The sequence below is a fragment of the Paracoccus sp. NIOT.M2S5SZ12 genome, assembly GCF_057748165.1.
Genome location: NZ_JBYLFR010000016.1, coordinates 55,906 through 79,268 on the forward strand (window position 1 = coordinate 55,906; position 23,363 = coordinate 79,268).

24 protein-coding genes and 1 pseudogene are annotated in these 23,363 nt (G+C 69.1%); 19 read left to right on the forward strand and 6 right to left on the reverse strand.

Annotated elements, in window-relative coordinates; translation table 11 throughout:
* Positions 1-92: 92 nt before the first annotated feature.
* The 4 genes from AC2SGK_RS14240 (at position 93) to AC2SGK_RS14255 (ending at position 4,069) form a co-directional block, all read left to right on the forward strand.
* Positions 93-1,895, forward strand: a complete 1,803-nt coding sequence (locus AC2SGK_RS14240; RefSeq protein ID WP_488324166.1) for a methanol/ethanol family PQQ-dependent dehydrogenase — start codon at positions 93-95, stop codon at positions 1,893-1,895.
* Between the two features lie 328 nt (positions 1,896-2,223).
* On the forward strand, positions 2,224-2,727 hold the full coding sequence (locus AC2SGK_RS14245; RefSeq protein ID WP_488324189.1) for a c-type cytochrome, methanol metabolism-related: 504 nt from the start codon (positions 2,224-2,226) through the stop codon (positions 2,725-2,727).
* Positions 2,728-2,768: 41 nt separating this feature from the next.
* On the forward strand, positions 2,769-3,542 hold the full coding sequence (locus AC2SGK_RS14250) for a substrate-binding domain-containing protein (RefSeq protein ID WP_488324190.1): 774 nt from the start codon (positions 2,769-2,771) through the stop codon (positions 3,540-3,542).
* A 26-nt stretch (positions 3,543-3,568) separates the two neighbouring features.
* Entirely contained in the window at positions 3,569-4,069 is a 501-nt protein-coding gene (locus AC2SGK_RS14255) for a PQQ-dependent catabolism-associated CXXCW motif protein (RefSeq protein WP_488324191.1), read from the forward strand.
* Here the strand turns inward: AC2SGK_RS14255 and AC2SGK_RS14260 are convergent.
* Both AC2SGK_RS14260 and AC2SGK_RS14265 read right to left on the reverse strand, forming a co-directional pair.
* Positions 4,044-4,970, reverse strand: coding sequence for a YncE family protein (locus AC2SGK_RS14260; RefSeq protein ID WP_488324167.1), 927 nt, complete (start codon positions 4,968-4,970; stop codon positions 4,044-4,046). The genes AC2SGK_RS14255 and AC2SGK_RS14260 overlap by 26 nt on opposite strands.
* Positions 4,971-5,528 (reverse strand): SRPBCC family protein, encoded by a 558-nt coding sequence (locus tag AC2SGK_RS14265; protein WP_488324168.1) that lies wholly within the window; start codon positions 5,526-5,528, stop codon positions 4,971-4,973. It lies immediately after the preceding gene.
* Between the two features lie 234 nt (positions 5,529-5,762).
* On the opposite strand from AC2SGK_RS14265, the gene AC2SGK_RS14270 reads away from it, so the two are divergent.
* The 6 genes from AC2SGK_RS14270 to AC2SGK_RS14295 are packed head-to-tail and all read left to right on the forward strand — an operon-like array spanning position 5,763 to position 10,650.
* Positions 5,763-6,962: an ABC transporter substrate-binding protein gene (locus tag AC2SGK_RS14270; protein WP_488324169.1), complete on the forward strand. Its 1,200-nt coding sequence runs from the start codon at positions 5,763-5,765 to the stop codon at positions 6,960-6,962.
* The gene (locus tag AC2SGK_RS14275; protein ID WP_488324170.1) at positions 6,959-7,930 is read left to right on the forward strand and encodes a YVTN family beta-propeller repeat protein; all 972 of its coding nucleotides are present in this window, start codon (positions 6,959-6,961) and stop codon (positions 7,928-7,930) included. Before AC2SGK_RS14270 ends, AC2SGK_RS14275 begins: the two co-directional genes overlap by 4 nt.
* Before the next feature lie 38 nt (positions 7,931-7,968).
* Positions 7,969-8,523: a cupredoxin domain-containing protein gene (locus AC2SGK_RS14280; RefSeq protein ID WP_488324171.1), complete on the forward strand. Its 555-nt coding sequence runs from the start codon at positions 7,969-7,971 to the stop codon at positions 8,521-8,523.
* Positions 8,520-9,242 carry an ABC transporter ATP-binding protein gene (locus tag AC2SGK_RS14285; RefSeq protein ID WP_488324172.1) on the forward strand — a complete coding sequence of 241 codons (723 nt, stop codon included), beginning with the start codon at positions 8,520-8,522 and terminating at the stop codon, positions 9,240-9,242. Before AC2SGK_RS14280 ends, AC2SGK_RS14285 begins: the two co-directional genes overlap by 4 nt.
* Positions 9,239-10,063, forward strand: coding sequence for an ABC transporter permease (locus tag AC2SGK_RS14290; RefSeq protein ID WP_488324173.1), 825 nt, complete (start codon positions 9,239-9,241; stop codon positions 10,061-10,063). The genes AC2SGK_RS14285 and AC2SGK_RS14290 overlap by 4 nt, the downstream gene beginning before the upstream one ends.
* Positions 10,060-10,650, forward strand: coding sequence for a hypothetical protein (locus tag AC2SGK_RS14295; RefSeq protein WP_488324174.1), 591 nt, complete (start codon positions 10,060-10,062; stop codon positions 10,648-10,650). Before AC2SGK_RS14290 ends, AC2SGK_RS14295 begins: the two co-directional genes overlap by 4 nt.
* A gap of 7 nt (positions 10,651-10,657) precedes the next feature.
* On the opposite strand, the gene AC2SGK_RS14300 is transcribed toward AC2SGK_RS14295, so the two are convergent.
* Entirely contained in the window at positions 10,658-11,617 is a 960-nt protein-coding gene (locus AC2SGK_RS14300; protein WP_488324175.1) for a glycosyltransferase, read from the reverse strand.
* 186 nt (positions 11,618-11,803) lie between these two features.
* Between AC2SGK_RS14300 and rfbC the strand changes: the two genes are divergently transcribed.
* The 7 genes from rfbC to AC2SGK_RS14335 are packed head-to-tail and all read left to right on the forward strand — an operon-like array spanning position 11,804 to position 18,659.
* Positions 11,804-12,358, forward strand: a complete 555-nt coding sequence (gene rfbC, locus AC2SGK_RS14305) for a dTDP-4-dehydrorhamnose 3,5-epimerase (protein ID WP_488324176.1) — start codon at positions 11,804-11,806, stop codon at positions 12,356-12,358.
* A complete protein-coding gene (rfbB, locus tag AC2SGK_RS14310; protein WP_488324177.1) occupies positions 12,355-13,392 on the forward strand; it encodes a dTDP-glucose 4,6-dehydratase in 1,038 nt (345 codons plus the stop codon). Before rfbC ends, rfbB begins: the two co-directional genes overlap by 4 nt.
* Positions 13,392-14,252: a dTDP-4-dehydrorhamnose reductase gene (rfbD, locus tag AC2SGK_RS14315; protein ID WP_488324178.1), complete on the forward strand. Its 861-nt coding sequence runs from the start codon at positions 13,392-13,394 to the stop codon at positions 14,250-14,252. The genes rfbB and rfbD overlap by 1 nt, the downstream gene beginning before the upstream one ends.
* Positions 14,249-15,121 (forward strand): glucose-1-phosphate thymidylyltransferase RfbA, encoded by an 873-nt coding sequence (gene rfbA / locus AC2SGK_RS14320; protein ID WP_488324179.1) that lies wholly within the window; start codon positions 14,249-14,251, stop codon positions 15,119-15,121. Before rfbD ends, rfbA begins: the two co-directional genes overlap by 4 nt.
* A gap of 27 nt (positions 15,122-15,148) precedes the next feature.
* Positions 15,149-16,741, forward strand: a complete 1,593-nt coding sequence (locus AC2SGK_RS14325; RefSeq protein ID WP_488324180.1) for a glycosyltransferase — start codon at positions 15,149-15,151, stop codon at positions 16,739-16,741.
* Between the two features lie 4 nt (positions 16,742-16,745).
* A complete protein-coding gene (locus AC2SGK_RS14330) occupies positions 16,746-17,645 on the forward strand; it encodes a glycosyltransferase family 2 protein (protein ID WP_488324181.1) in 900 nt (299 codons plus the stop codon).
* Between the two features lie 27 nt (positions 17,646-17,672).
* A complete protein-coding gene (locus tag AC2SGK_RS14335) occupies positions 17,673-18,659 on the forward strand; it encodes a hypothetical protein (RefSeq protein ID WP_488324182.1) in 987 nt (328 codons plus the stop codon).
* On the opposite strand, the gene AC2SGK_RS14340 is transcribed toward AC2SGK_RS14335, so the two are convergent.
* The 3 genes from AC2SGK_RS14340 to AC2SGK_RS14350 all read right to left on the reverse strand — a co-directional run bounded on the left by AC2SGK_RS14340 (position 18,660) and on the right by AC2SGK_RS14350 (position 21,790).
* Complete coding sequence (locus AC2SGK_RS14340; RefSeq protein ID WP_488324183.1) at positions 18,660-19,619, reverse strand: hypothetical protein; 960 nt, start codon at positions 19,617-19,619, stop codon at positions 18,660-18,662.
* A gap of 5 nt (positions 19,620-19,624) precedes the next feature.
* A complete protein-coding gene (gene glf, locus AC2SGK_RS14345; RefSeq protein ID WP_488324184.1) occupies positions 19,625-20,761 on the reverse strand; it encodes a UDP-galactopyranose mutase in 1,137 nt (378 codons plus the stop codon).
* A 108-nt stretch (positions 20,762-20,869) separates the two neighbouring features.
* Positions 20,870-21,790 carry an NAD-dependent epimerase/dehydratase family protein gene (locus tag AC2SGK_RS14350; RefSeq protein WP_488324185.1) on the reverse strand — a complete coding sequence of 307 codons (921 nt, stop codon included), beginning with the start codon at positions 21,788-21,790 and terminating at the stop codon, positions 20,870-20,872.
* 208 nt (positions 21,791-21,998) lie between these two features.
* Here AC2SGK_RS14350 and AC2SGK_RS14355 point away from each other — a divergent pair, with 208 nt between their 5' ends.
* A complete protein-coding gene (locus AC2SGK_RS14355) occupies positions 21,999-22,481 on the forward strand; it encodes a hypothetical protein (RefSeq protein ID WP_488324186.1) in 483 nt (160 codons plus the stop codon).
* A gap of 790 nt (positions 22,482-23,271) precedes the next feature.
* Positions 23,272-23,363, forward strand: a pseudogene (locus AC2SGK_RS14360) (IS5/IS1182 family transposase); the annotation flags it as partial.

The following is a 23,363-nucleotide window of genomic DNA, read 5'->3' on the forward strand; positions in this document are numbered from 1 at the left end:
CGCAACGGGGTGCCCGTCGAACACTCGCTCATGGACGGCCGCAGGGAGGAGGAACCCCGCGGCACGGCATCCAGGGAGCGGAGGAGCACTCGATGAAACATCTCTTGAACAGCGCGGCTGTCGCGCTGCTTTTGACAGGCGCGTCGGCATACGCGAACGAAAGCGTTCTGACCGAGACCGCCGAGCCGGGCCAATGGGCCATCCAGACCGGAAACTATGCCAACACGCGCTATTCCGAACTGGACCAGATCACGCGCGAGAATGTGGGCGACCTGCGCGTCGCCTGGAGCTTCTCCACCGGCGTGCTGCGCGGCCATGAGGGCGGCCCGCTGGTGGTGGACAACATCATGTATGTCCATACCCCGTTCCCCAACAACATCTTCGCGCTGGACCTGAACGACAACGGCAAGATCCTGTGGCGCCACACGCCCCAGCAGGACCCCGAGGTCATCGCGGTCATGTGCTGCGACACCGTCTATCGCGGCCCGGCCTATGCCGACGGGCTGATCCTGTCGCACCAGGCCGACACCACGCTGGTGGCGCTGGACGCCAAGACCGGCGAGGTCAAGTGGTCGGTCAAGACCGGCGATCCGGCCATCGGCGAGACCAACACCGCGACCGTGCTGCCCGTGGGCGACAAGGTGATCGTGGGCGTGTCGGGCGGCGAGTACGGCGTCCGCGGCCGCGTGACCGCCTACAGCCTGGCCGACGGGTCGGAGGTCTGGAAGGCCTATTCGACCGGTCCCGACGAGGAGATGCTGGTCGACCCCGAGACCACCATGCACCTGGGCAAGCCGATCGGCGCGGACAGCTCGCTGAACAGCTGGGAGGGCGATCAGTGGAAGATCGGCGGCGGCTCCACCTGGGGCTGGTACTCCTATGACCCCGATCTGAACCTGATCTATTACGGCACCGGCAACCCCTCGACCTGGAACCCCAGCCAGCGGCCGGGCGACAACCGCTGGTCCATGACCATCATGGCCCGCGACGCCGATACCGGCATGGCCAAGTGGTTCTACCAGAAGACGCCCCATGACGAATGGGACTATGACGGCGTGAACGAGAACATCCTGGTCGACAAGGAGATCGACGGCCAGATGCGCAAGCTGCTGGTCAACTTCGACCGCAACGGCTTCGGCTACACGCTGGACCGCGAGACCGGAGAGCTGCTGGTCGCCGAGAAGTTCGACCCGGCCGTCAACTGGGCGACCGAGATCGACATGAACAAGGACTCCGAGACCTACGGCCGTCCGATGGTCGTGTCGGAATACTCGACCGCCCAGAACGGCGAGGACACCAACACCACCGGCGTCTGCCCGGCGGCTCTGGGTTCCAAGGACCAGCAGCCCGCGTCCTATTCGCCGAAAACCGGCTTGTTCTACGTGCCGACCAACCACGTCTGCATGGACTATGAGCCGTTCCGCGTCGCCTACACCGCGGGCCAGCCCTATGTGGGCGCGACCCTGTCCATGTATCCGGCCCCCGACAGCCATGGCGGCATGGGCAACTTTATCGCTTGGGACGCCGTCGCGGGCGAGATCAAGTGGTCGCTGCCCGAGCAGTTCTCGGTCTGGTCGGGCGCGCTGGCGACGGCGGGCGACGTGGTCTTCTACGGCACGCTGGAGGGCTATCTGAAGGCCGTGGACGCCGAGACCGGCGAGGAGCTCTACAGCTTCAAGACGCCCTCGGGCATCATCGGCAACGTCATGTCCTACGAGAACAACGGCAAGCAGTACATCGCCGTCCTCTCGGGCGTGGGCGGCTGGGCCGGTATCGGTCTGGCGGCGGGCCTGACCAACCCCAATGACGGTCTGGGTGCCGTGGGCGGCTATGCCGCGCTCAGCGACTACACCGAACTGGGCGGCCAGCTGACCGTGTTCGAACTGCCGGGCTGACCGGCCCTGCGCGAGACGTCTCATACTTTCGTTTCGCAAACGCAAGCGTGACCTGTGACGGCGCCGCCCCAGCCCTAGACTGGGGCGGAACCGTCTGAGGAGAGCAGACGACTTTGGGAGGACTTCCGATATGAAAGCCATCACCAGCCTGACGGCGCTGGTCCTGGGCGCGTCCCTGGCCGGTGCGGCCTTGGCGCAGAGCGAGACCCCGCCGGCCCAGGCCGGGGCGGGGGCCGCCGCCGCCGTGTCCGGCGATCAGCCGGCCGATGCGGCACCCCCGCCCGCCGCGACCGATGCGCCGCCCGCCGAGGCCGGTGCCGCCGCCGCGGTGTCGGGCGATCAGCCCGCCGCCGAGGAGACCGCCACCGCCGAGGCCGGTGCCCATGGCATGGTGCTGCCCAACGGTCAGGACATGACCCCGGTCGAGGAGTTGGACGGCCGCTGGCGCAACGCCGAGGGCATCCCGACCTTCAAGGTCGAGGATGGCGTGGTCGACTTCGCGACCTTCAACGGTTTCCGCCGCTATCACGCGGAATGCCATGTCTGCCACGGCCCCGACGGCGAGGGCTCGACCTATGCCCCCGCACTGAAGGAATCGGTGCTGCGCATGGATTACTACGACTTCATGCAGGTCGTGGCCTCGGGGCGGCAGGGGACCAATTCGGTCATGCCCGCCTTCGGCACCAACAAGAACGTCTGGTGCTATATCGACGACATCTATGTCTATCTGCTGGCGCATGGCACCGACACGATCGGACGCGGCCGCCCCGCCGAACGCGCCGACAAGTCCGACGACTACACCGCGCAGGAAGATTCCTGCATGTCCAGTTGAGGGCGCGCGCCGGTCTGGCGGTCCTGGCCCTGAGCGGGGTCATGGCCGTCGCGGCGGCGGCGCAGGTGGCCGATCTGCGTTCCACGACGCAGTTCCGGGTCTGCGCCGATCCCGCGAACGCCCCCATGTCCAGCCGCGACGGCACGGGGTTCGAGAACAGGCTGGCCGAGTTCTTCGGCCAGCAGCTGGGCCTGCCGGTCACCTACACCTGGTTCCCGTCGGGCATGGGCTTCATCCAGCGCACGCTGCGCGAAGGGCGCTGCGACGTGGTCATCGGCTATGCCCAAGGCGACGAGCTGGTCCAGAACACCAACCATTACTATACCTCGGTCTATGGCATCGTGACGCGGCGCGACGGGCCGCTGGCGCAGGTCGACCGGCTGACCGATCCGGCGCTGAAGGATCACGGCATCGGCGTGGTCGCGGGCACGCCGCCGGCCACCCATCTGGCGCGGGCGGGCCTTGCGCCCAACATGCGCGGCGTCGATCTGTTCGTGGACCGCCGCGTGGAGGACCCGATGGGAGAGCTGCTGGAGGATGTCCGCAGCGGCGCGACGGGCGCCGCGGTGCTGTGGGGGCCGCTGGCCGGGCCGCGGGTCAAGGACGATCCCGACCTGCAGTTCACGCCCCTGCTGCATGAGGAGGCGGCCCCGCGCCTGTTCTTCCGCATCACCATGGGCGTGCGGCTGGAGGAGCAGGAGTGGAAGCGCGAGCTGAACAGCCTGATCCGCCGCAATCAGGACGAGATCAACCGCATCCTGCACGATGCCGGCGTCCCGCTGGTGGACGATTACGGCAAGGAGCTGATGCCGTGATCCGCGCCGCGATCCTGGTCGCGCTGATGGCGACCGCGGCCGCGGCCGAGACGGTGCCCGAGCCGGACGGCTATCGCGGAGAGCCCTATCGCAGCCCGGTCCCCGCGACGCTGCAGGGGGCCGAGGTCATCGACATCGACCGCGCCATCGCCCTGCACGACCAAGGCGCGGCCTTCTTCGACGTGCTGCCCCGCAAGACCCGCCCCGAGGGCCTGCCCGAGGGCACCATCTGGAACGAGCCCGTCCATGACACGATTCCCGGCGCGTTGTGGCTGTGGGACACCGGCTATCAGGCGCTGGCCCCGGCCGAGGAGGCGCGCCTGCGCGATGGCCTTACCCGTGCGCAGGCCGATGATCCGGACCGGCCGCTGGTGCTGTTCTGCCGAACCGACTGCTGGATGAGCTGGAACGCCGCGCGCCGCGCGGTCGAGTGGGGGTTCGACCCGGTCCTGTGGTTCCCCGGCGGCACCGATGCCTGGGCTGCGGCGGGGCGGCCGATGGTCACCGCGGAACCTGTCGCCCCGTGAAGCTGCCGAAGGCGCGCGGCCCCGACGGCATCGCGATGTCCCGCGTCACGCTCAGGCTGGCGGCGTCCAGCACGACAAGGCTGTCCGATTCCCAATTGGCCACCGCCACGCCGCTGCCGTCGGGCAGGGGGGCGATGCCCTCGGGATAGTCGCCGACCGGGACCGTCGCCAGAACCTCCAGCGTGGCGGGGTCGAAGACCGTGACGGTGCCGTCATACTGGTCGGTGACGAAGCCGCGCCCGGCGGCGAAGGCCACCGCATAGGGGTGGCTGCCCGTCGCCACGCTGCCAGTCAGCACGCCCCGCACGGGGTCGATGACCGATACGCGATCCCCCTGAACGTCGGCGGTATAGATCCGCCCGTCATGAAAGGTGACGCCGAAGGGATGCGCGCCCGCAGTCGCCACGCGGTGCCGCAGCGCGCCGGTGGTCGCGTCGAAGATGCTGACCTGATCGGCGTCGCGATCGGCGGTGGCGACAATCAGCCCGTCCGCGCTGACCGCGACACCTGCGGGTGCCGCACCGGTCGGGGCGGTCCAGACCGGTCGCAGCGCGGCATCCAGCCGGGTCAGCCGGGCATCGAACCAATGCGTGACGAAGACCGCGCCCCCCGCCGCGGCCAGCCCGAAGGCCCCCGCCCCCAGATCCGCCTGCGCCACGGGCGCCAGCGCCTCGTCCAGAACGTGCAGGCGGCCGGTATCGGCGGCGATGATATGGACGCGCCCTGTCGCCGGATCATAGGCGACCGGGGCCGGGGCATCCGGCAGATCGGCCTGCGCCACGATGGTCCCGGTCGCCAGGTCCACCGCCGCGACCGCATCGCCGTTCTGCGCCGTCACGAAGGCCAGATCGGTCGCCTGGACCGGCGCCGCCAGCCACAGCACCAGCCAGGCGGCGCGCATCTATTCGACGCGGCCGAACCGTTCGGCCAGCGCATCCAGCCCGGCCTTGTAGATGCCGTCGACACCGGCGATGGCCGCGTCGTCGTTCAGCTCGGCCGGGGGATCGTTGTTCGGAAAGCCGCGATAGAAGCCGCCCTTCCAGATGACCTCGGCCTTGCCCTCGGCGTCCTTGACCTGCAGCGTCGAGGAGTAGTTCGTCACCGGCAGCACCGCCGTGTCGACCTCGGTGATCATGTACTTGTAGCTCATCTTCTCGGGGTCGATGGCCATCAGCTGTTCGGTGATGGTCGGATCGCCCGGCGCGGCAAGCGTCAGCACGCGGGTGGATTCGTCAGGCACGTCGGCCGCGGCCCCCTCCGGCGTCATCGCGGTGGACGCGACCGCCGGATGCCAGCTCATGTCGTCGAACCGTCCGATGACCTCCCAGACCTCGGCCGGGGTCGCATCCAGCACAACGCTCTGTTCGGTCTTCAGGCGCGAGGGGCCGTGCGCCCCCGCCACCCCGCTCATAGCCACCACCGCGCCCAGGGCGCAGGCCAGCATCCTCGTCGTTCTCATCCGTCCGTATCCTCCGCCGTTCCGCGCGCCGCAACGGGGCGGGCCGGGGCCGGTCGCGTCGCGATGCGTCTCATGGGAAAACCATGCGCGCCGGTCCCCGCACGCGTCCATAGGACCAAAGGCGTAGAGGCCTAAGACCTTTGGTGCAGTCAAAACTTCCCGACCGTCACGGGAACAATAACCGGCTTGCCGGAGCGCGAATCGAGCCCCACCATGACCCCAGGGAGAGACGAAATGTTCAAGGGAATCATAGGACTTTTGGCGGGTGCCGCGGCACTGGCCCAGCCCGCTGCGGCCCAGGCCCCCGAGCCGGTCCAGATCCGCGCGGCCGTGCTGCGCGTCGACGATCCGGGCCTACCGCCGATTTCCCGGCTGGACCTGCCGCCCGAGGATCTGGGCTTTGCCGGGGCGCGCTTGGCGGTCGAGGACAACGACACCACCGGCCGCTTCATGGGTCAGGACTTCGAGGCCGAGGAGATCGCAGCCACGCCGGACACCGCCGCGTCGGAGATGGACCGCCTGCTGTCGGAGGGGGTGCAGTTCGTGGTGGTCATGGCCGACGACGCCACCACGCTGGCCCTGGCCGACCAGGCCGGCGACCGCGCGATGATCCTGAACGCCATGGCGCGGGGCGACAACCTGCGCGGCGCGGACTGCCGGTTCAACACCATCCATGTCGCGCCAAGCCGCGCCATGCTGACCGATGCCATGGCGCAGTTCCTCATGTGGAAGAACTGGCCGCGCTGGTTCCTGATCCATGGCAGCCATCCCGAGGATCAGGCCTTGGCCGAGGCTTGGCGCCGCAGCGCCGCCAAGTTCGGCGGCCAGATCGTCGAGGAGCGGGAATACACCGATACCGGCGGCGCGCGGCGCACCGACAGCGGGCATGTCCAGGTGCAGGCGCAGATGCCCGTCTTCACCCAACGCGCCGCCGATCACGACGTGGTCCTGACCGCGGACGAGGCCGACGTGTTCGCCGCCTATCTGCCCTATCTGACCTGGGAACCGCGCCCCGTCGCGGGGTCGTCCGGCCTGGTGCCGCGCAGCTGGCATCCCGCGATGGAGGCCTGGGGCGGCACGCAGTTCCAGAACCGCTTCGAGCGGCTGGCCAACCGCCCCATGCGCGAGGCCGACTATCAGGCCTGGCTGGCGCTGCGCCTGATCGGCGAGGCCGCGACGCGGACCAACTCCGGCGACCCGCAGGTGCTGAAGGGCTTCATCCTGTCGCCCGATTTCGACGTGGCGGGCTTCAAGGGCCAGGCCCTGACCGTGCGCGACTGGGACCACCAGATGCGCCAGCCGATCCTGCTGACAACGGGGGTGCTGACGACGTCGGTCAGTCCGCAGGACCAGTATCTTCACCAGACCAGCCAGCTGGACACGCTGGGGGTCGACCGTCCCGAAACCGAATGCCAATTCCCCGAGGTTCCATGAGACAGATACTCTCTGCCACGGCCGGTCTGGGCCTGCTCTTGTCGGCCGATGCAGCCCTGGCCAACCGCGTCTTCGTCAGCAACGAACGCAGCAACGACGTCACCGTTTTGGACGGCACGACCTTCGAGGTGATCGGCACCTATCCGGTCGGCAACCGGCCGCGCGGCATCACCATCAGTCCCGACGGGACCGAGCTCTATGTCTGCGCCTCCGACGACAACCTGGTGCGGGTCTTCGACCCGGCCACCATGGAGGAGATGCACACGCTGCCCTCGGGGCCGGACCCCGAGCTGTTCGTGCTGCACCCCTCGGGCAACCCGCTGTTCATCGCCAACGAGGACGACAACATCGTCACCGTCGTGGACGTCAAGACCCGCGAGGTCCTGGCCGAGGTTCCCGTGGGCGTCGAGCCCGAGGGCATGGGGGTCAGCCCGGACGGCCGCGTCGTCATCAACACGTCGGAGACGACGAACATGGCGCATTTCATCGACACCGAGACCTTCGAGATCACCGCCAACGTACTGGTCGACAGCCGCCCGCGATTCGCCCAGTACACCGCCGACGGCTCCAAGCTCTATGTGACCTCCGAGATCGGCGGCACGGTCAGCGTCATCGACCCGGCCACCCAGACCATCACCAAGAAGATCAGCTTCGAGATCCCCGGTGTCCTGCCCGAGGCGATCCAGCCGGTCGGCGCGCGGGTGACCTCGGACGGCAGCAAGCTGTTCGTGGCGCTGGGGCCCGCCAACCGCGTCGCGGTGATCGACGCCGCCACCGACGAGGTGACCGACTATCTGCTGGTTGGGCAGCGCGTCTGGCAATTGGCGCTGAGCCCGGACGAGAAGTACCTCTATACCACCAACGGCAATTCGAACGACGTGTCGATCATCGACGTGGCCGCGAACGAGGTGCTGCGCTCGGTTCCCGTGGGCCAGCAGCCCTGGGGCGTGGTGGTGGCGCCGAACTGAACCCATTCGAAGACCTGACGACAGTGAAGGAGATTGCGATGACCCTGCCCACCGCCCTGATTCCCGGCGCCGCCCTGGCCCTGCTGCTGGCCGCCCCGTTCGCGGCACCCGTCCTGGCCCAGGACACGGCCGCCCCCGCGGCCGAGGCCGCGGAGGAGGATGACGACGATGCGGAGGAGGCAGGCGCCGCCGACGCGGGCGTCCACGAGGCCGCGGGCAAGTTCGACTTCGGCTTTGCCGGGGTCCTGGCGCGCGACAACCGGGTCGATCTGGCGCCGCTGACGCTGGCCTCGGGACAGCCGGTTGCCTCGGCCGAGTACACGATCAAGTCGGGCGGCTACTATCGCATCGACATCACCGCCGACGGCAGCCAGGAGCTGGCCCTGTCGGGCGGCGACTTCTTCCGGTCGGTCTGGGTCAACGAGATCGTCATCGAGGATATCGAGATCCGTCCCATGGGCGTGCACAGCATAGAGTTCGATGCCGGCGGCACGGCCAGCGTCAGCTTCATCGCCATCGTGCCGGGCCGCTACACGCTGTCGGTGCCGGGATCCTCGGGCGACACGTTGCAGGCCGTGTTCAACATCCAGTGACGCCCGCGCTGGAGATCGTCGATGTCAGCCACAGCTTCGGCGCCGTCGCGGCGCTGAGGTCGGTGTCGCTGACCGTGCCGCGGGGCGGGTTCACCGCGCTTCTGGGCGTGAACGGTGCGGGCAAGACGACGCTCTTCTCGCTGATCACGCGGCTCTACGACAACCGCTCGGGGGTGATCCGGGTGGGCGGTCATGACCTGCGGCGCGAGCCTCGCCGGGCGCTGGCCCGGCTGGGCGTCGTGTTCCAGAGCCGCGCGATGGACGCGGACCTGACGATCCGGCAGAACCTGATCTATCACGCCAGCCTGCACGGCATTCCCGGCCGGCTGGCCCGCCCCCGCATCGCGGAGGTGCTGGCCCAGGTCGATCTGGCCGACCGGGCCGAGGCCCGCGTCACCGCCCTGTCGGGCGGCCAGGCCCGCCGGGCCGAGATCGCCCGCGCGCTGATCCACCGCCCCGACCTGCTGCTGCTGGACGAGGCGACGGTGGGGCTGGACGTCAAGTCCCGCGCCGAGGTCCTGGCCCTGACCCGCCGCCTGATCGAGCGTGACGGCGTCTCGGCGCTCTGGGCCACGCATATCATGGACGAGATCGCCCCCGACGACGATCTGGTCGTGCTGCATCGGGGCGCCGTCCTGCGGCAGGGCCGCGCGGCGCAGATCGCGGGCGGGCAGGGCCTGACCCGCGCCTTCCTCGACATGACGGGGGTCGCGCCATGAGCCATCCGACCGCCCGGGCCGGTGCCTGGGTCACCGCCTTCCTGGGCATCGCACGGCGCGAGATGCTGCGCTTCCTGAACCAGCGGGGGCGGTTCCTGGCGGCGCTGGTGCGCCCGCTGGTCTGGCTGTTCATCTTCGCGGCGGGATTTCGGGCCGTGCTGGGCCTGTCGATCACGCCGCCCTATCAGACCTACGTCCTCTACGAGGTCTATGTCACGCCCGGCCTGGTCGCGATGATCCAGCTGTTCAACGGCATGCAGTCGTCGCTGTCGATGGTCTATGACCGCGAGACGGGCGCGATGCGGACCCTGCTGGTCAGCCCCTTTCCGCGCTGGTTCCTCCTGGGGTCCAAGCTGGTGGCGGGGGTGGTGGTGTCGGTGGTGCAGGTCTTCACCTTCCTGGCCATCGCCCGGTGGTGGGGCATCCGGCCGCCGCTCTGGGGCTATGCCGCGGTCGTGCCGGCGCTGATCCTGTCGGGGCTGATGCTGGGCGCGATGGGGCTGTTCCTGTCCAGCGCCATCCGCCAGCTGGAGAACTTCGCGGGGGTGATGAACTTCGTGATCTTCCCGATGTTCTTCGCCTCCTCGGCGCTCTATCCGCTGTGGCGCATGCGCGAGAGCAGTCCGCTTTTGCACGACATCTGCCTCTACAACCCCTTCACCCATGCGGTCGAACTGATCCGGTTCGCCCTCTATCTGCAGGTGAACTGGACCTCGCTGATCGTGGTCCTAGGATGTTTGGCGGGGTTCTTCGGGGCGGCCGTCTTCATGTATGATCCGCAAAAGGGCCTCTGGGCCCGCCGCAAGGGAGGTCCCGCATGATCCGCATCACCCTGGCGCTGGCGCTGCTGGCCGGTCCCGCCATGGCCGCGTCGGGCACCGATCCGGACTGGCCCTGCATCCAGCGCCTGCAGCCGCATCTGTCGATGGGGCAGGTCTGGACCGGGCCGATCCCCGACGACGCCACGCTGGCCCTGGCGCGCGACCCGCAGATCGCCCGGCTGGCCGAGCGTCTGGAGCAGCGCCGCCTGCCCCTGGAGACCGCCGAGGCCGAGATCGCCGATTACGCGGCCCAGGCCCCCGACACGCATCTGGTCGCGCTGATGCAGGCGATCTTCGACCGCATCGACACCGATCGCAGCGCGCTGATCGCGGGCATCGCGCGCTATGGCCGCGCGCAGGTCGCCCTGGCCGACCGCATCGAGGCCCGCCGCGCCCGCATGGCCGAACTGGAGGCCGCGGCCGATCCCGATTTCGACGCCATCGACGCCGAGGAGGAGGCGCTGGACTGGGACAGCCGCGTCTTCACCGAACGCCAGCAGTCGCTGACCTATGTCTGCGAGACGCCGGTGATCTTGGAACAACGCGTCTTCGCCCTGGGCCGCGCCATCGTGGGTCATCTGGACTGACGCGCCCTCAGCGCCCCTGCGCCAGGCGCAGCACCGCGTCATGGTCGCGGTCCAGCCGCCCGGACAGCCCGTCCCCCACGGCCTCGTCCAGGATTTGCCGGAACAGCGCCGCGTCGGGTCCGTAATCGGCCGCCTTGGCGCGCCACTTGCGCAGCAGCACCGGGACCAGCGGCCAGAAGAACGGCCCCGCCGCCACCCGGTAGGCTATCAGCGCGTTGCGATACATGTAGAACACCTTCCACATGGGCCGCAGCACCACACCGCTGGCGCCTTGCTGGGCCGCGGTGTCGTGGTCGAACCGCACCCCGGGGGCGAACCCGATGCGCAGCCCGCGCCGCCGCATCACCAGCGTGTACAGCTGATCGTCGCCATAGATGAACAGGCGCGGATCGGGCAGGCCCGCCTCCTCCAGCGCGCGGCGCGACAGGAACAGACCGACGAAGCTGCTCATGTCCACCGGCGTGACCGGGGCGTCGTCGGCATAATCCGCGTCGCGCAGATGGAAGCCCCGCCGCCCCCGGCCCAGGGGCATGCGCGCCAGCGTCCGCAGGAACGCGCCCGGATTCCAGAACGGGTTGCGATAGGGGCGGTTCATCTCGCAGATGCGGCCGTCGGGATGGCGCACGGCGGCGCCGATCGCGTCCCATCCCGCCAGGTCCATGGCGCGGAACGCCGCGATCGCGCCCGGCGCGGGGCGGCCGTCGTCGTCCATCACCACGATCCAGTCCGCATCGGTCCGGTCGCGGGCGATCTGCATGCCGAGGTGAAACCCGCCCGCCCCGCCCAGGTTGCGGGCGCTGCGATGCAGGATCAGGCGCGGATCGTCCAGCGTCCCAAGCCAGTCCGCCGTGCCGTCCCCGGAGGCGTTGTCCACGACGATGACCCGGTCCAGCGGCTGGGACAGAAGCCGCTCCAGCGTCACCCGCAGCTTGTCCAGCCGCGCATGGGTGACGACGACGGCGGCCATTCGGAACGGGGTCATGGGGTCTCTCGGCTGGGGCGGCGTGGCGCGGGCCTAGCATGGGCGGCCGTTTGCGGGCAACTGTGGCATCGCGGGCGGAACTTGGAGCAGGCGGGCCTTTTCGGGCAAAGACGGGCTGACAAGCCGCGCGCTTGGACATAGACAGCAGGCTGACCACATCCCGAGGCGGCGATGAAGATTGAGACCACACCCCTGTCAGGCGTCCTGATCCTGACCCCGGCGCGACACGGGGATGCGCGCGGCTTCTTTTCGGAAAGCTGGAACCGCCGGACCCTGCGTGAGGCCGGGCTGGACCTGCCGGATTTCGTGCAGGACAACCATTCGCTGTCGCGTCAGGCGGGCACGCTGCGCGGGCTGCATTATCAGGCCCCGCCCCATGCGCAGGGCAAGCTGGTGCGCTGCGGGCGCGGGCGGCTGTTCGACGTGGCCGTCGATGCGCGGCCGGACAGCCCGACATACGGCCGTTGGTTCGGCACCGAGCTGAGCTTCGAGAACGGGCGTCAGCTGTGGATTCCGGCAGGCTTCCTGCACGGTTTCGCGACGCGCGAGGACGACACCGAGGTCGTCTACAAATGCACCGACCATTACGACCGGGCCGCCGACGGCGCCGTCGCCTGGGACAGCCTGGGCATCGACTGGGGCGTCTCGGACCCGGTCCTGTCGGATAAGGACCGCGCGGCACCGGCCTTCGCGGATTGGCAATCACCGTTCGGGGACATGGCATGAAGATACTGATCACAGGCGGCGCAGGCTTCATCGGCTCGGCCGTGGTAAGGCTGGCGATGGTGCGCGGGCATGAGGTGGTGAACCTAGACGCGCTGACCTATGCCGCCAACCTGGCCAACGTCGCCGAGGTCGCAGACCGGCCCGGCTATGCGTTCGAGCAGGCCGACATCCGCGACCGCGCGGCGTTGGACCGCATCCTGGCGCAGCATCGTCCCGACGCGATCATGCATCTGGCCGCCGAGAGCCATGTGGACCGCTCCATCGACGGCCCCGCGGCCTTCATCGAGACGAACGTGATCGGCACCTTCAACATGCTGGAGGCAGCCCGCGCCTATTGGACCGCCGAAGGCCGCCCCGAGGGGTTCCGCTTCCACCACATCTCGACCGACGAGGTCTTCGGCTCCCTGGGTGAGACGGGGCAGTTCACCGAGACGACCCCCTACGACCCGCGCAGCCCCTATTCCGCCAGCAAGGCGGGGTCCGACCATCTGGTGCGGGCCTGGGCCGAGACCTATGGCCTGCCGGTCGTGCTGACGAACTGCTCGAACAATTACGGCCCCTATCACTTCCCCGAGAAGCTGGTGCCGGTGGTGATCCTCAAGGCGCTGGCGGGCCAGCCGATCCCCGTCTACGGCGACGGCGGCAACGTCCGCGACTGGCTCTATGTCGAAGATCATGCCGACGCGCTGCTGCTGGTCCTGGAGAAGGGCCAGCTGAACCGCAGCTACAACATCGGCGGCGAGAACGAGGCCCGCAACATCGACCTGGTCCGCACCATCTGCGCGCATATGGACGACATGAACCCCGCCGGCGCGCCGCATGAGCGGCTGATCACCTTCGTGACCGACCGGCCCGGCCATGACCGCCGCTATGCGATCGACCCGACCCGCATCCGCGACGAGCTGGGCTGGCGCCCCTCCGTCACGGTCGAGGAAGGGCTGCGCCGCACCGTCGCCTGGTATCTGGAGAACCGCGACTGGTGGCAGCCGCTCTTGCAGCGGGACGGCGTGGGCAAGCGGCTCGGGGCGGCCTGATGGACGGACTACTGGTCTTCGGCCGGACGGGACAGGTCGCGCAGGAGCTGGCCGCGCTGGCGCCGGGGGCGACATTCCTGGGCCGCGACAGGGCGGACCTGACCGATCCCACCGCCTGCGCCGCGGCCATCCGCGACGCGCGGCCCCGCGCGGTGATCAACGCCGCCGCATACACGGCCGTGGACCGGGCCGAGACGGATGCCGACGCCGCCCGGCTGGTCAATGCCGAAAGCCCCGCCGCGATGGCGCAGGCCTGCGCGGCCCTGGGCATCCCGTTCCTGCATGTCTCGACCGATTACGTCTTTGATGGCGCAGGCGACGCGCCGCGCGCCGAGGATGCGCCGACCGCCCCCTTGGGCGTCTATGGCGCGACCAAGCTGGCCGGAGAGCAGGGCGTGGCCGCCGCGGGGGGCACCTGGGCGGTCATGCGGACCTCCTGGGTCTTTTCGGCCCATGGCGCGAACTTCGTCAAGACGATGCTGCGCCTTGGCGCCGAACGGGACGTGCTGCGCGTGGTCGCCGACCAGGTCGGCGGCCCGACGCCTGCCGCCGACATCGCGGCCGGGCTGCTGCGCATGGCGCGGATGATGCGGGACCGGCCCGACACGACGGGCGGGGTCTATCACTTCGCGGGCGCGCCGGACGTCTCCTGGGCCGATTTCGCGCGCCGCATCATGGAGCGTGCGTCGCTCTCGGCGCGGGTCGAGGACATCGGCACGGCCGACTATCCCACCCCCGCCCGGCGACCGCTGAACTCGCGCCTCGATTGCGGGCGCATCGCCCGCGACTTCGGGATCGGGCGCCCCGACTGGCAGGCCGGCCTGGACCGGGTTCTGCAGCAGATGAAGGACAGGACATGACACAGCGCAAGGGCATCATCCTGGCGGGCGGATCGGGCACGCGGCTCTATCCGATCACGATGGGCGTGTCGAAGCAGCTTCTGCCGCTTTATGACAAGCCGATGATCTATTACCCGATCACGGTGCTGATGCTGGCGGGCATCCGCGACATCGCCATCATCACCACCCCCGAGGACCAGGCGCAGTTCCAGCGCCTGCTGGGCGACGGCGGCCAGTGGGGCATCCGCTTCACCTATATCGTCCAGCCCAGCCCCGACGGGCTGGCCCAGGCCTATATCCTGGCCGAGGATTTCCTGGACGGCGCGCCCTCCGCGATGGTGCTGGGCGACAACATCTTCTTTGGGCACGGCCTGCCGGAACTGCTGGCCGCGGCGGATGCGCGCCCCGCGGGCGGCACGGTCTTCGGCTATCGCGTGTCGGACCCCGAGCGCTATGGCGTGGTCGATTTCGACGAGACCATGCAGGCCCGCGCCATCGTCGAGAAGCCCTCGGTGCCGCCGTCGGACTATGCGGTCACGGGCCTCTACTTCCTGGACGGCAGCGCGCCCGAACGCGCCCGCGCCGTCCAGCCCTCCGAGCGCGGCGAGCTGGAGATCACGACGCTGCTGGAGAGCTATCTGCACGAGGGCAGCCTGCAGGTCGAGCGCATGGGCCGGGGATTCGCCTGGCTGGATACCGGCACCCATGCCAGCCTGCTGGACGCGGGCAATTTCGTGCGCACCCTGGAGAACCGCCAGGGCCTGCAGACCGGCTGCCCCGAGGAGATCGCCTTCGAGGCGGGCTGGATCAGCGCCGATCAGCTGCGCGCGCGCGCGCAGAGCTTTCGCAAGAACGATTACGGCGCCTATCTGCTGCGCCTGATCGACTGACACATTTCCAGAAAGAGCATTCGATCCATGTCCGGCTCCGCAATCGACCACCTGTCCGCTGGCATCGCCGAGGCCCGCGCGATCTATGAGCGGCTGTTTCCCGACCGCACGCTGCATTTCGTGCTGTCGCAGGGTCACGACCCGATGAGCGCGCATCCCCACGTGATCGAGGGGACGCATGTGCCCGCTCCGCAGGATCTGGGCGCCGACTATCTGGGCACCGTCACCCGGCCCGGCACCGGACCGAACGCCCCCGAGGTGACGATCCGCCTGGCCATCCCGCGCGCGCCGAACCCCGCCGAGCAGAAGCAGACCGACGCGCCCTGGCGGCCCATGCGCGGGCTTGAGCGGCTGTTCCGCCTCAGCCCCATGGCCTATGAGCGCGTCCGCTATGGCGCCGAGATGCTGCGCAAGCGGCGCGCCGAGCGTCACCACGACCATAGTCCGCTGCCCCTGGGCCGGGGCTGGGACGCGATCGCGCACCCCGAGGCGCCCGAGACCGCACAGCGTCCCGCGATCCTGATCGGGATGCACTGGCTGGAGGTCGGCGGCGCCGAGAAGCTGGGCTTCGACACGGTCAACTGGGCGCTGGAGGCCGGGCTGCGGGTCTTCGTCGTCGCCTCGGTCCCGGCGCTGCAGCGGCTGGCGGGGCGGTTGCCCGACCATCCCGACGTCACCTTCATCCGGCTGGACCGCTATCTGCCGCATCACCTCTGGCCGCGCTTCGTCGAGCGTCTGGCCCTGGCCGAGAACATCCGCGCCATCCACATCCACCATTGCACGCCGCTTTACGAAAGCCTGCCGATGGTGCGCGCGCGCCTGCCCTGGATCACGGTGATCGACAGCACCCACATCGTGGAACATGCCAATGGCGGCTATCCGCGCATCTCGGGCGTGTGGTCGAACTATCTGGACGTGCAGCATGTCATCAGCGGAGAGCTGGTGCGCTATATGCGCGACCGGTTCCACGCCGCGCCGGACCGGGTGCGCCTCGGCCGGATGCTGGACCGCGAGGATCAGCCGCGCGCCCTGCCGCCCCTGCGCCTTCAGGCCGGGCAGAAGACCCTGCACGCGACCTTCATCGGCCGCCTCTACTATCAGAAGCGTCCGGTCGTGGTGGTCGAGACGCTGCGGGCGCTGGCGGCCTGGGCCAAGGGCGCGGGCGTCGCCTTCACCGCCACCATGGTGGGCGAGGGCCCGTTCGAGCAGACGGTGACCGCGCTGCTGCGCCGTTACGGCCTGTCCTCGGCGGTGACCGTGCTGCCGGGCAATGCCGACATCCCGGCGCTGCTGGGGCGGTCTGACATCCTGCTGCTGCCCTCCAGCAACGAGGGCCTGGCGCTGGTCTGCTACGAGGCCGTGCAGCACGGCTGCATCCCGATCTCGACCCGCGTGGGGTCCCAGGACGAGGTCCTGCCGGACGACCTGCTGGTCCCGATGGAGCCGCGCGCGGCGGTGCGCGGCACCGTGCGCGTCGTGGACCGGTTGTGGCGCGACCCGGCCTTCCTGGCCCGCCAGAAGGAGAACCTGCACGCGGCCTTCGAACGGCTGCGCGCCGACCCGACCGCGAAGGAGGTGCTGATGCCCCTCTATCGCCGGATCGCCGAGAGCGGAGCGTGACCCGATGAGCGTGCTGACCATGACCGCCGCCGTGATCGTGACCTTCAACCGGTCGGACAAGCTGATGAAGGTGCTGGACGCGCTGGCGGCCCAGACCCGGCGGCCCGACGTGGTGATCGTCGTCGACAACGCCTCGACCGACGACACGCCCGAGCGGGTCGCCGCCCGCGCCGCCGCCGACCCCAGCATCCGTCACCTGCGCCTGCCCAGGAACGTCGGCGGGGCGGGGGGCTTTCACGCCGGGATGAAGGCCGCCTATCAGCTGGGCGCGCAGTTCTTCTGGATCTCGGACGATGACGCCTATCCGAACCCGGACGCGCTGGAGGCGCTGCATGACGCGCTGTCGGGCTTCGAGGCCGATACCGGCTGGCGGCCCAGCTTCGCCTGTTCGCGCGTGGAGTGGATCGACGGCACGCTGTGCGAGATGAACACCCCGCGGCCGGTCTGGGACTGGGCGCGCTTCGTGCGGCCGGACCGGGCCTGGGCGCTGGTGGACAGCGCCTCCTTCGTGTCGGTGATGATCCCGCGTTGGGCGCTGAGCGAACACGGCCTGCCCATCGCGGACTATTTCATCTGGTTCGACGACGCCGAATACACCCGCCGCATCGCGCGCAGCTATCCGGGCATCTTCGTGCCCGAAAGCGTGGTCGTGCATGACACGCCCGACAATCGCGGCGTGAACTTCGGCCTGATCGACGAGAAGAGCCTGTGGAAGTTCCGCTACGGCGCCCGCAACGAGACCTCGTGGCGGCGCCGCGAGATGGGGCTTGTGGGCGTGCTGGCCTATGCCTATGGCGTGCGCCGGCAGATGAAGCAGGGCCATGTGCCCGGCCGCATGCGGCGCGACATCTATCGGGCCATCCTCAGGGGCCTCGGCTTCCGCCCCGCCATCGACCGCTTCTGACGCATCCTGATCGAGACGACCGACCCCATGAGCGACCGCAAGACCCTCTATCTCCATATCGGCGTCCACCGGACGGCGACCACCGCCATCCAGGCGACGATGTTCCGCAACTGGAAGACCTTCCGCGACCAAGGCATCCTCTATCCCCTGGGGGTCGAGCGCCATATCGGCACGTTCAACAACATCTTCTTCGGCAGGACGACCGCCCAGGCCGTCGCCACCGATCTGGTGCAGCGCGCCGCCGCCCATCCCGTGCCCATCCACACCGTGATCATGAGCGACGAGGATGTCAGCATGAGGCGCGACCTCAGCCCGCTGCGCGCCTTCGCCGATCATTTCGACGTCAAGGTGATCTTCGCGATGCGCCGCCAGGACCTGTGGCTGGAGAGCTGGTGGGCGCAGAACGTCAAGGGACAGTGGGATCGCCGCTACTGCCACATGCCATGGCCGGAGTTCCTGGAACGGCGCGCCGACTTCCACTGGATCGACTACGCCGCCTATATCGACCAGATCGAGCAGGTCTTCGGCGCGGGCAGCGTCAAGCCCTACGTCTTCGAGCGCGGGCAGATGCCGCGCGGCCCCATCGCGGCATTCTGCGAGCAGTTCGGCTTTCGCGATGCGGCCTCGCTGGTCAAGGCGGGAGGCGAGAACATCAGCCTGACGCCCGAAGTGTCGGAATTCGTGCGCCATCTTCCGCTGATCGACGCGCCGATGAAGCTGCGCCTGCGCCTGATCGCCATGGCCGAGGCGGTGGACCGCCGCGTGCGCACCGAAAAGCCCGTGACACTGATGATCCCGCACGCGGAGCGCGTGACGATCATGAACCAGTTCGAACCGGGCAACCGCCGCATCGCGCAGCGCTTCTTCGGACGCGACCAGCTGTTCCTGGAACCGCTGCCCAAGGCGGATGCGCCGGTCACGACGCCCGCGCTACCCTATGGCTCGACGCAGGTGATGACACGGCTGGTGGCGCCCTTCGTCTCCGACATGATCGGCAGCCTCAGCCGGGACTGATCAGCCCCGGCGCTTGTCGCGCAGCGCCCGCGCGCGGTCCAGCGCCGCCAGGGCCTGCTGCGGCCGGTCCATGGCCGCCAGCGCCAGGCTGCGCGTCTCCAGCAGGTCGCTCAGCGGAAAGCGTTTCAGCCCGGCCTCGCAGACCCGCAGCGCCAGGTCGGGGCGGCGGCGCATCAGCGCCTCGCGGGCCAGCATCCGGTAATACCGGATCGTCTCCTTGCGGGCGCGGATCGCCTTCTGGAACGCGGGCTTCGCAAAGCTGCCGTCGATGATCTGCCGCGTCAGCGGCTTCAGCAGCCCGGTCTGGATCAGCATCGGCGGCACGCCGTGCCCGCCCGCGGGAATGGGCATCAGCAGGACCCGGCCGGTCTGCTCGAAGCGCGCGGCATGGCGCAGGTCGGCCCTGTCGAGATTGTCGAAGAAGACGAAGCCCTGCGCGGCCTGGGCCAGGCCCGCCGGGCCGTCCGAATAGGGCAGCGTCCAGTCGCGGGCGCGGCCGTTGGCATAGCGCCGCTCCCACGGCACGACGCGGCCGTCCAGCGTGCTCTGCGGGCTGAAGGCGATCACGGTGGCGCCCGGCGCCAGCGGCGCGAAGGCCGCGGCGGCGAAACCGCCCATGGAGCCGCCGGTCAGCACCACCTTGGCGAAGGACGCGAAGAAGCCCTCGTCGCGCAGCGCCTCCAGCGCGGCGATCAGCGTGCGGTCGCGATACCAGGATGTCTCACGCGCGATGACGCCCAAGAGCGAATGGCCCTCGGACAGATAGAAGCGCGCGCCCCAGGTCGGGCGGCCGACATAGGCCTCCTCGGCCGGGCGCGCGGCATTGTCGAAGCTGACCACCAGCGTCGGGCCGCCGGGTTCGTATTGCAGCCGGTGGTCGCCCAGTTCGCGCGTGAAGGCCGACGTCGGGTGGCGTCCGGGACCGGTCGGGCGGCCCATGATCAGCAGGCGGCGCAGCATCGCGTTCAGACCGGCGACACGGCGAAGGCCGGCATCGCGCCGCCCTCCGCGCCGAAGCGGGCGGCGGTGTTCAGCGCCTCGCGGATGGTCACGTCCATGTCCAGATAGCGGTAGGTGCCAAGCCGTCCGACGAAGGTCACCCCCGGCGTGGCGCGGGCCAGGTCGACATACTGCTCCAGCAGCGCCTTCTCCTCGACCAGGCGGATGGGATAGTAGGGCGTGTCGCCCGGCTCGGCCGCGCGGGAATATTCGCGATAGCAGACCGTGCCTTCATGGCTTTCCCAGGGGCTGAAATGCTTGTGCTCGGTGATGCGGGTAAAGGGCACGTCGCGGTCGCCATAGTTCATCACCGCGCAGCCCTGATAATCGCCCGTGTCGCTGAACCGCTCGAAATCCAGCGTGCGATAGCCGAGCCGGCCGAGGCGATAGTCGAAATACCCGTCCAGCGGACCCGACCAGAAGACGTGATCGGCCTCGGCCGCCATCTCGGGGCGGTACTCGGTCCCCAGCTCGACCGTGATGCGCGGATGGTCCAGGATCGCCGCGACCATGGCGGTGTAGCCCTCCTGCGGCATCCCCTGGAAGCGGTGGAAGAAGTAGTTGTCGTCATAGTTGAACCGCACCGGCAGGCGCTTGAGGATCGACGCCGGCAGGTCGGTGGGCGAACAGCCCCACTGCTTCTCGGTATAGCCCTTGAAGAAGGCCTCGTAGAGTTCGGGACCGACGAAGCGCAGCGCCTGCTCCTCGAAGGTCTGCGGGTCGGTGATGCTGGTGTCGGCCTTGCTCTCGATGAAGGCGCGCGCCTCGTCGGGGCGCAGGGTCATGCCGAAGAACTGGTTGATCGTCAGCAGGTTGATGGGCAGCGAATGGACCCGGCCCTGCGCCGTCGTCTTGACGCGGTTCTGATAGGGCAGGAACCGCGCGAAGCGGTTGACATAGTCCCAGACCCCCTCGTCGTCGGTGTGGAAGATGTGCGGGCCATAGACATGCAGCATGACGCCAGTCGCTTCGTCGCGCTCGGTATGGCAGTTGCCGGCGATGTGGGGCCGCGCGTCGATGATGCGGCAGTCATGCCCGGCCTCGGCCAGTTCCCGCCCGATCACGGCGCCGGACAGCCCCGCGCCCACCAGAAGTATCTTCATTGTCCCGTCCTGTCCCGCGCGCGCCCGCAAGGGGCGGTCATGTCCCGTCTGCGCAGGCTATAGCCCAGCCCGCGGGGCAATCCAACCAAGCGCGGACGGCGGGCCGGGTCAGGCGGCGGCGGAAACGCGCTTGTGGTGGCAGATCCACGACCACGCGTCGCGCATCCCCTCCTCCAGGCCGATCGACGGGGCCCATCCGGTGGCGGCGCGGATGCGGTCGATGTCCAGCACCACCCGCGGCACGTCGAAACCCCGGCCCGGCTTGTGCACGGGCGTCAGGCTGCGCCCGGTGACGCGGGAGGTCAGCTCCACGATCTCGCGGACCGACGCGCCCGTGCCCGATCCGGCGTTGAAGCACCCGGTGATCGGCTGCTCCAGCGCCAGGACCGTCAGGTCGGCCAGATCGCGGACATGGACGAAGTCGCGCACCACGCTGCCGTCGCCCCAGACCTCGATCGGCTCGTCGCGGGCGATCTTCCACAGATAGGTGCCGATGATGCCCTGCAGCCCGCCATGGCTTTGGCGCGGACCGTAGGGGTTGGAGGCGCGCAGCGCGACGTAGTCCAGCCCGTGCAGATGCCGCTCCATGTGCAGATAGCGCTCGATCGCCAGCTTGACGATGCCATAGCTGGAGATCGGGGCCTGGGGATGATCCTCGCGGACCGGATCGGTTTGCGGTATGCCGAAGACGGTCCCGCCCGAGGACAGGAACACCATCCGCCCGATGCCGCGTTCGCGCATCAGCTGCAGCAGGCGCACGGTCCCGATCAGGTTGCTGTCGATGTCGGTGATGGGGTTCAGGTTCGCGGTCGCCGGGACGGTGGTGCTTGCGGTATGCACCACGGCATCGACACCGGTCAGCGCGGCGCGCAGGATATCCGCGTTGCAGAAGCTGCCCTGCACATACTCGACCCCGGCCAGAGGCGCACGGTAGGCCTCGCCCCGCATGTCCAGGACGCGGACCCGGTGGCCGGAGCGCAGCAGGCTGTCCACGATATGCGATCCGATGAAGCCGCAGCCGCCGATCACCAAGACTCGGTTCTGGAGGTCACCTACTCCATCAAAATGGGCCCGGGGGCCAACAGTTTCGCCTTGCCGTTGCAATCCGCCGGCCGCTTGTCCGTGGTGGCATCGAGCAAAAGCCTTGATTGCAAAGTCGCCCCGTGGCTAGCCATAAGCGCCGCGAATCCGCGCATGGCTTTGCCGTGGGACGGCGTGACTGAGGCGAAGGGCGCAGATGCTGATCATCCATGAACCGAACGACGGCGCGCGCAGGCGTCTGGACCAGTCCCTGCTGGACGCGGAGCCGCACCTGGCGCTGGCGGGGCCGGTGGGCGCATTCGACGGCGCGGGCATCGCGGCGACTGCCGGGCGCGTGGGCGGTCCGGTCCTGCGCTTCACCCATATGGGTGCGCCGCGGACCGCCTTTGCGGTTCTGCACGATTGCGCGGCATCGTGTCGGCCGCTTCTTGCCGAAACCTTCGCCGCCCTGCGCTATGTCCGGTGCGACGGCGACACGGTGCCGGACGCCCCAGAGGTCGACCGCGGGCGCGAGGTCGCCTGGAACCGGGGGGCCGACGGCACGATCGCGGACTTCGCGCTGGCCCCGCTGGTCGCCAGCAGTCCGCTGCTTCTTCCGCTGCTTCGACAGCTGGCCGCCGCGCCGCTGTCGGACGAGGCCCGATTCGCCCATCTGGGCGCCGCATTTGCAGGATACTGAATGACGCGTCTGAACGATCTGTGGACCACGCTGGCCGAACCGTCCGGCATCCTCGACGGGCGACCGACCCATGACTTCGACCCGGTCTTCTACCAGCGGCTCTATCCCGACCTGAGCGGCGACGCGCAGGCGCTGTCGGACCACTTCGCCAATCATGGCCGAGACGAGGGGCGCCATGGCACCTATTACAGCCAGCTGCGCGTGCAAGCGCCTCATATCGACGCCGCGCTGGCCGGGCTGATCACCCATCCCGACCTCAGGGCGGCGATCGACGAAGGCGTGCCGGGTGCGCTGGAGCTGGCCTTCGAGCTGATCCAGCTGGGCGCGCCGGTCGACGCGCGGATCTCGGACTTCTCGATGGCGGCCTATCTGGAATGGTATCCCGACATCGGCGCGGCGCGCATGAACCCGCTGATGCACTATCTGCGCTTCGGCTCGGTCGAGGGGGGGCGGCGCACCCTGGCCGACCTGCGCAAGGGCCTGACGCCGGGCCGGCAGACCTATCGCCCCGAGCTGCCCACCGTGCTGATCTGCGTGCACGAGATGTCGCGCACCGGCGCCCCCGTCGTCGGCCGCGACCTGGTGCGCGAGGCCAGCCGCACCCATAACGTCGTGGTGGCCGCCCTGCGCGGGGGCGAGCTGCAGGAGCAGTTCCTGCCGCATTGCTGCGCCGTGCTGATCACGCAGAACCCGCTGCGCGAGATGCCCTATGTCAACGCCGAACGGCGTTGTTGCAGAACTCTCCCCGTGAAGGATTCACTTGGTGAATCCATGCGGTTAGATGGGCAGCATGAGCAAGCCCAAGCCCGCCCGCTACCGCACCACCAACTGGTCTGCCTACAACGCTGCGCTCAGGAAGCGCGGGTCACCGCTGATCTGGCT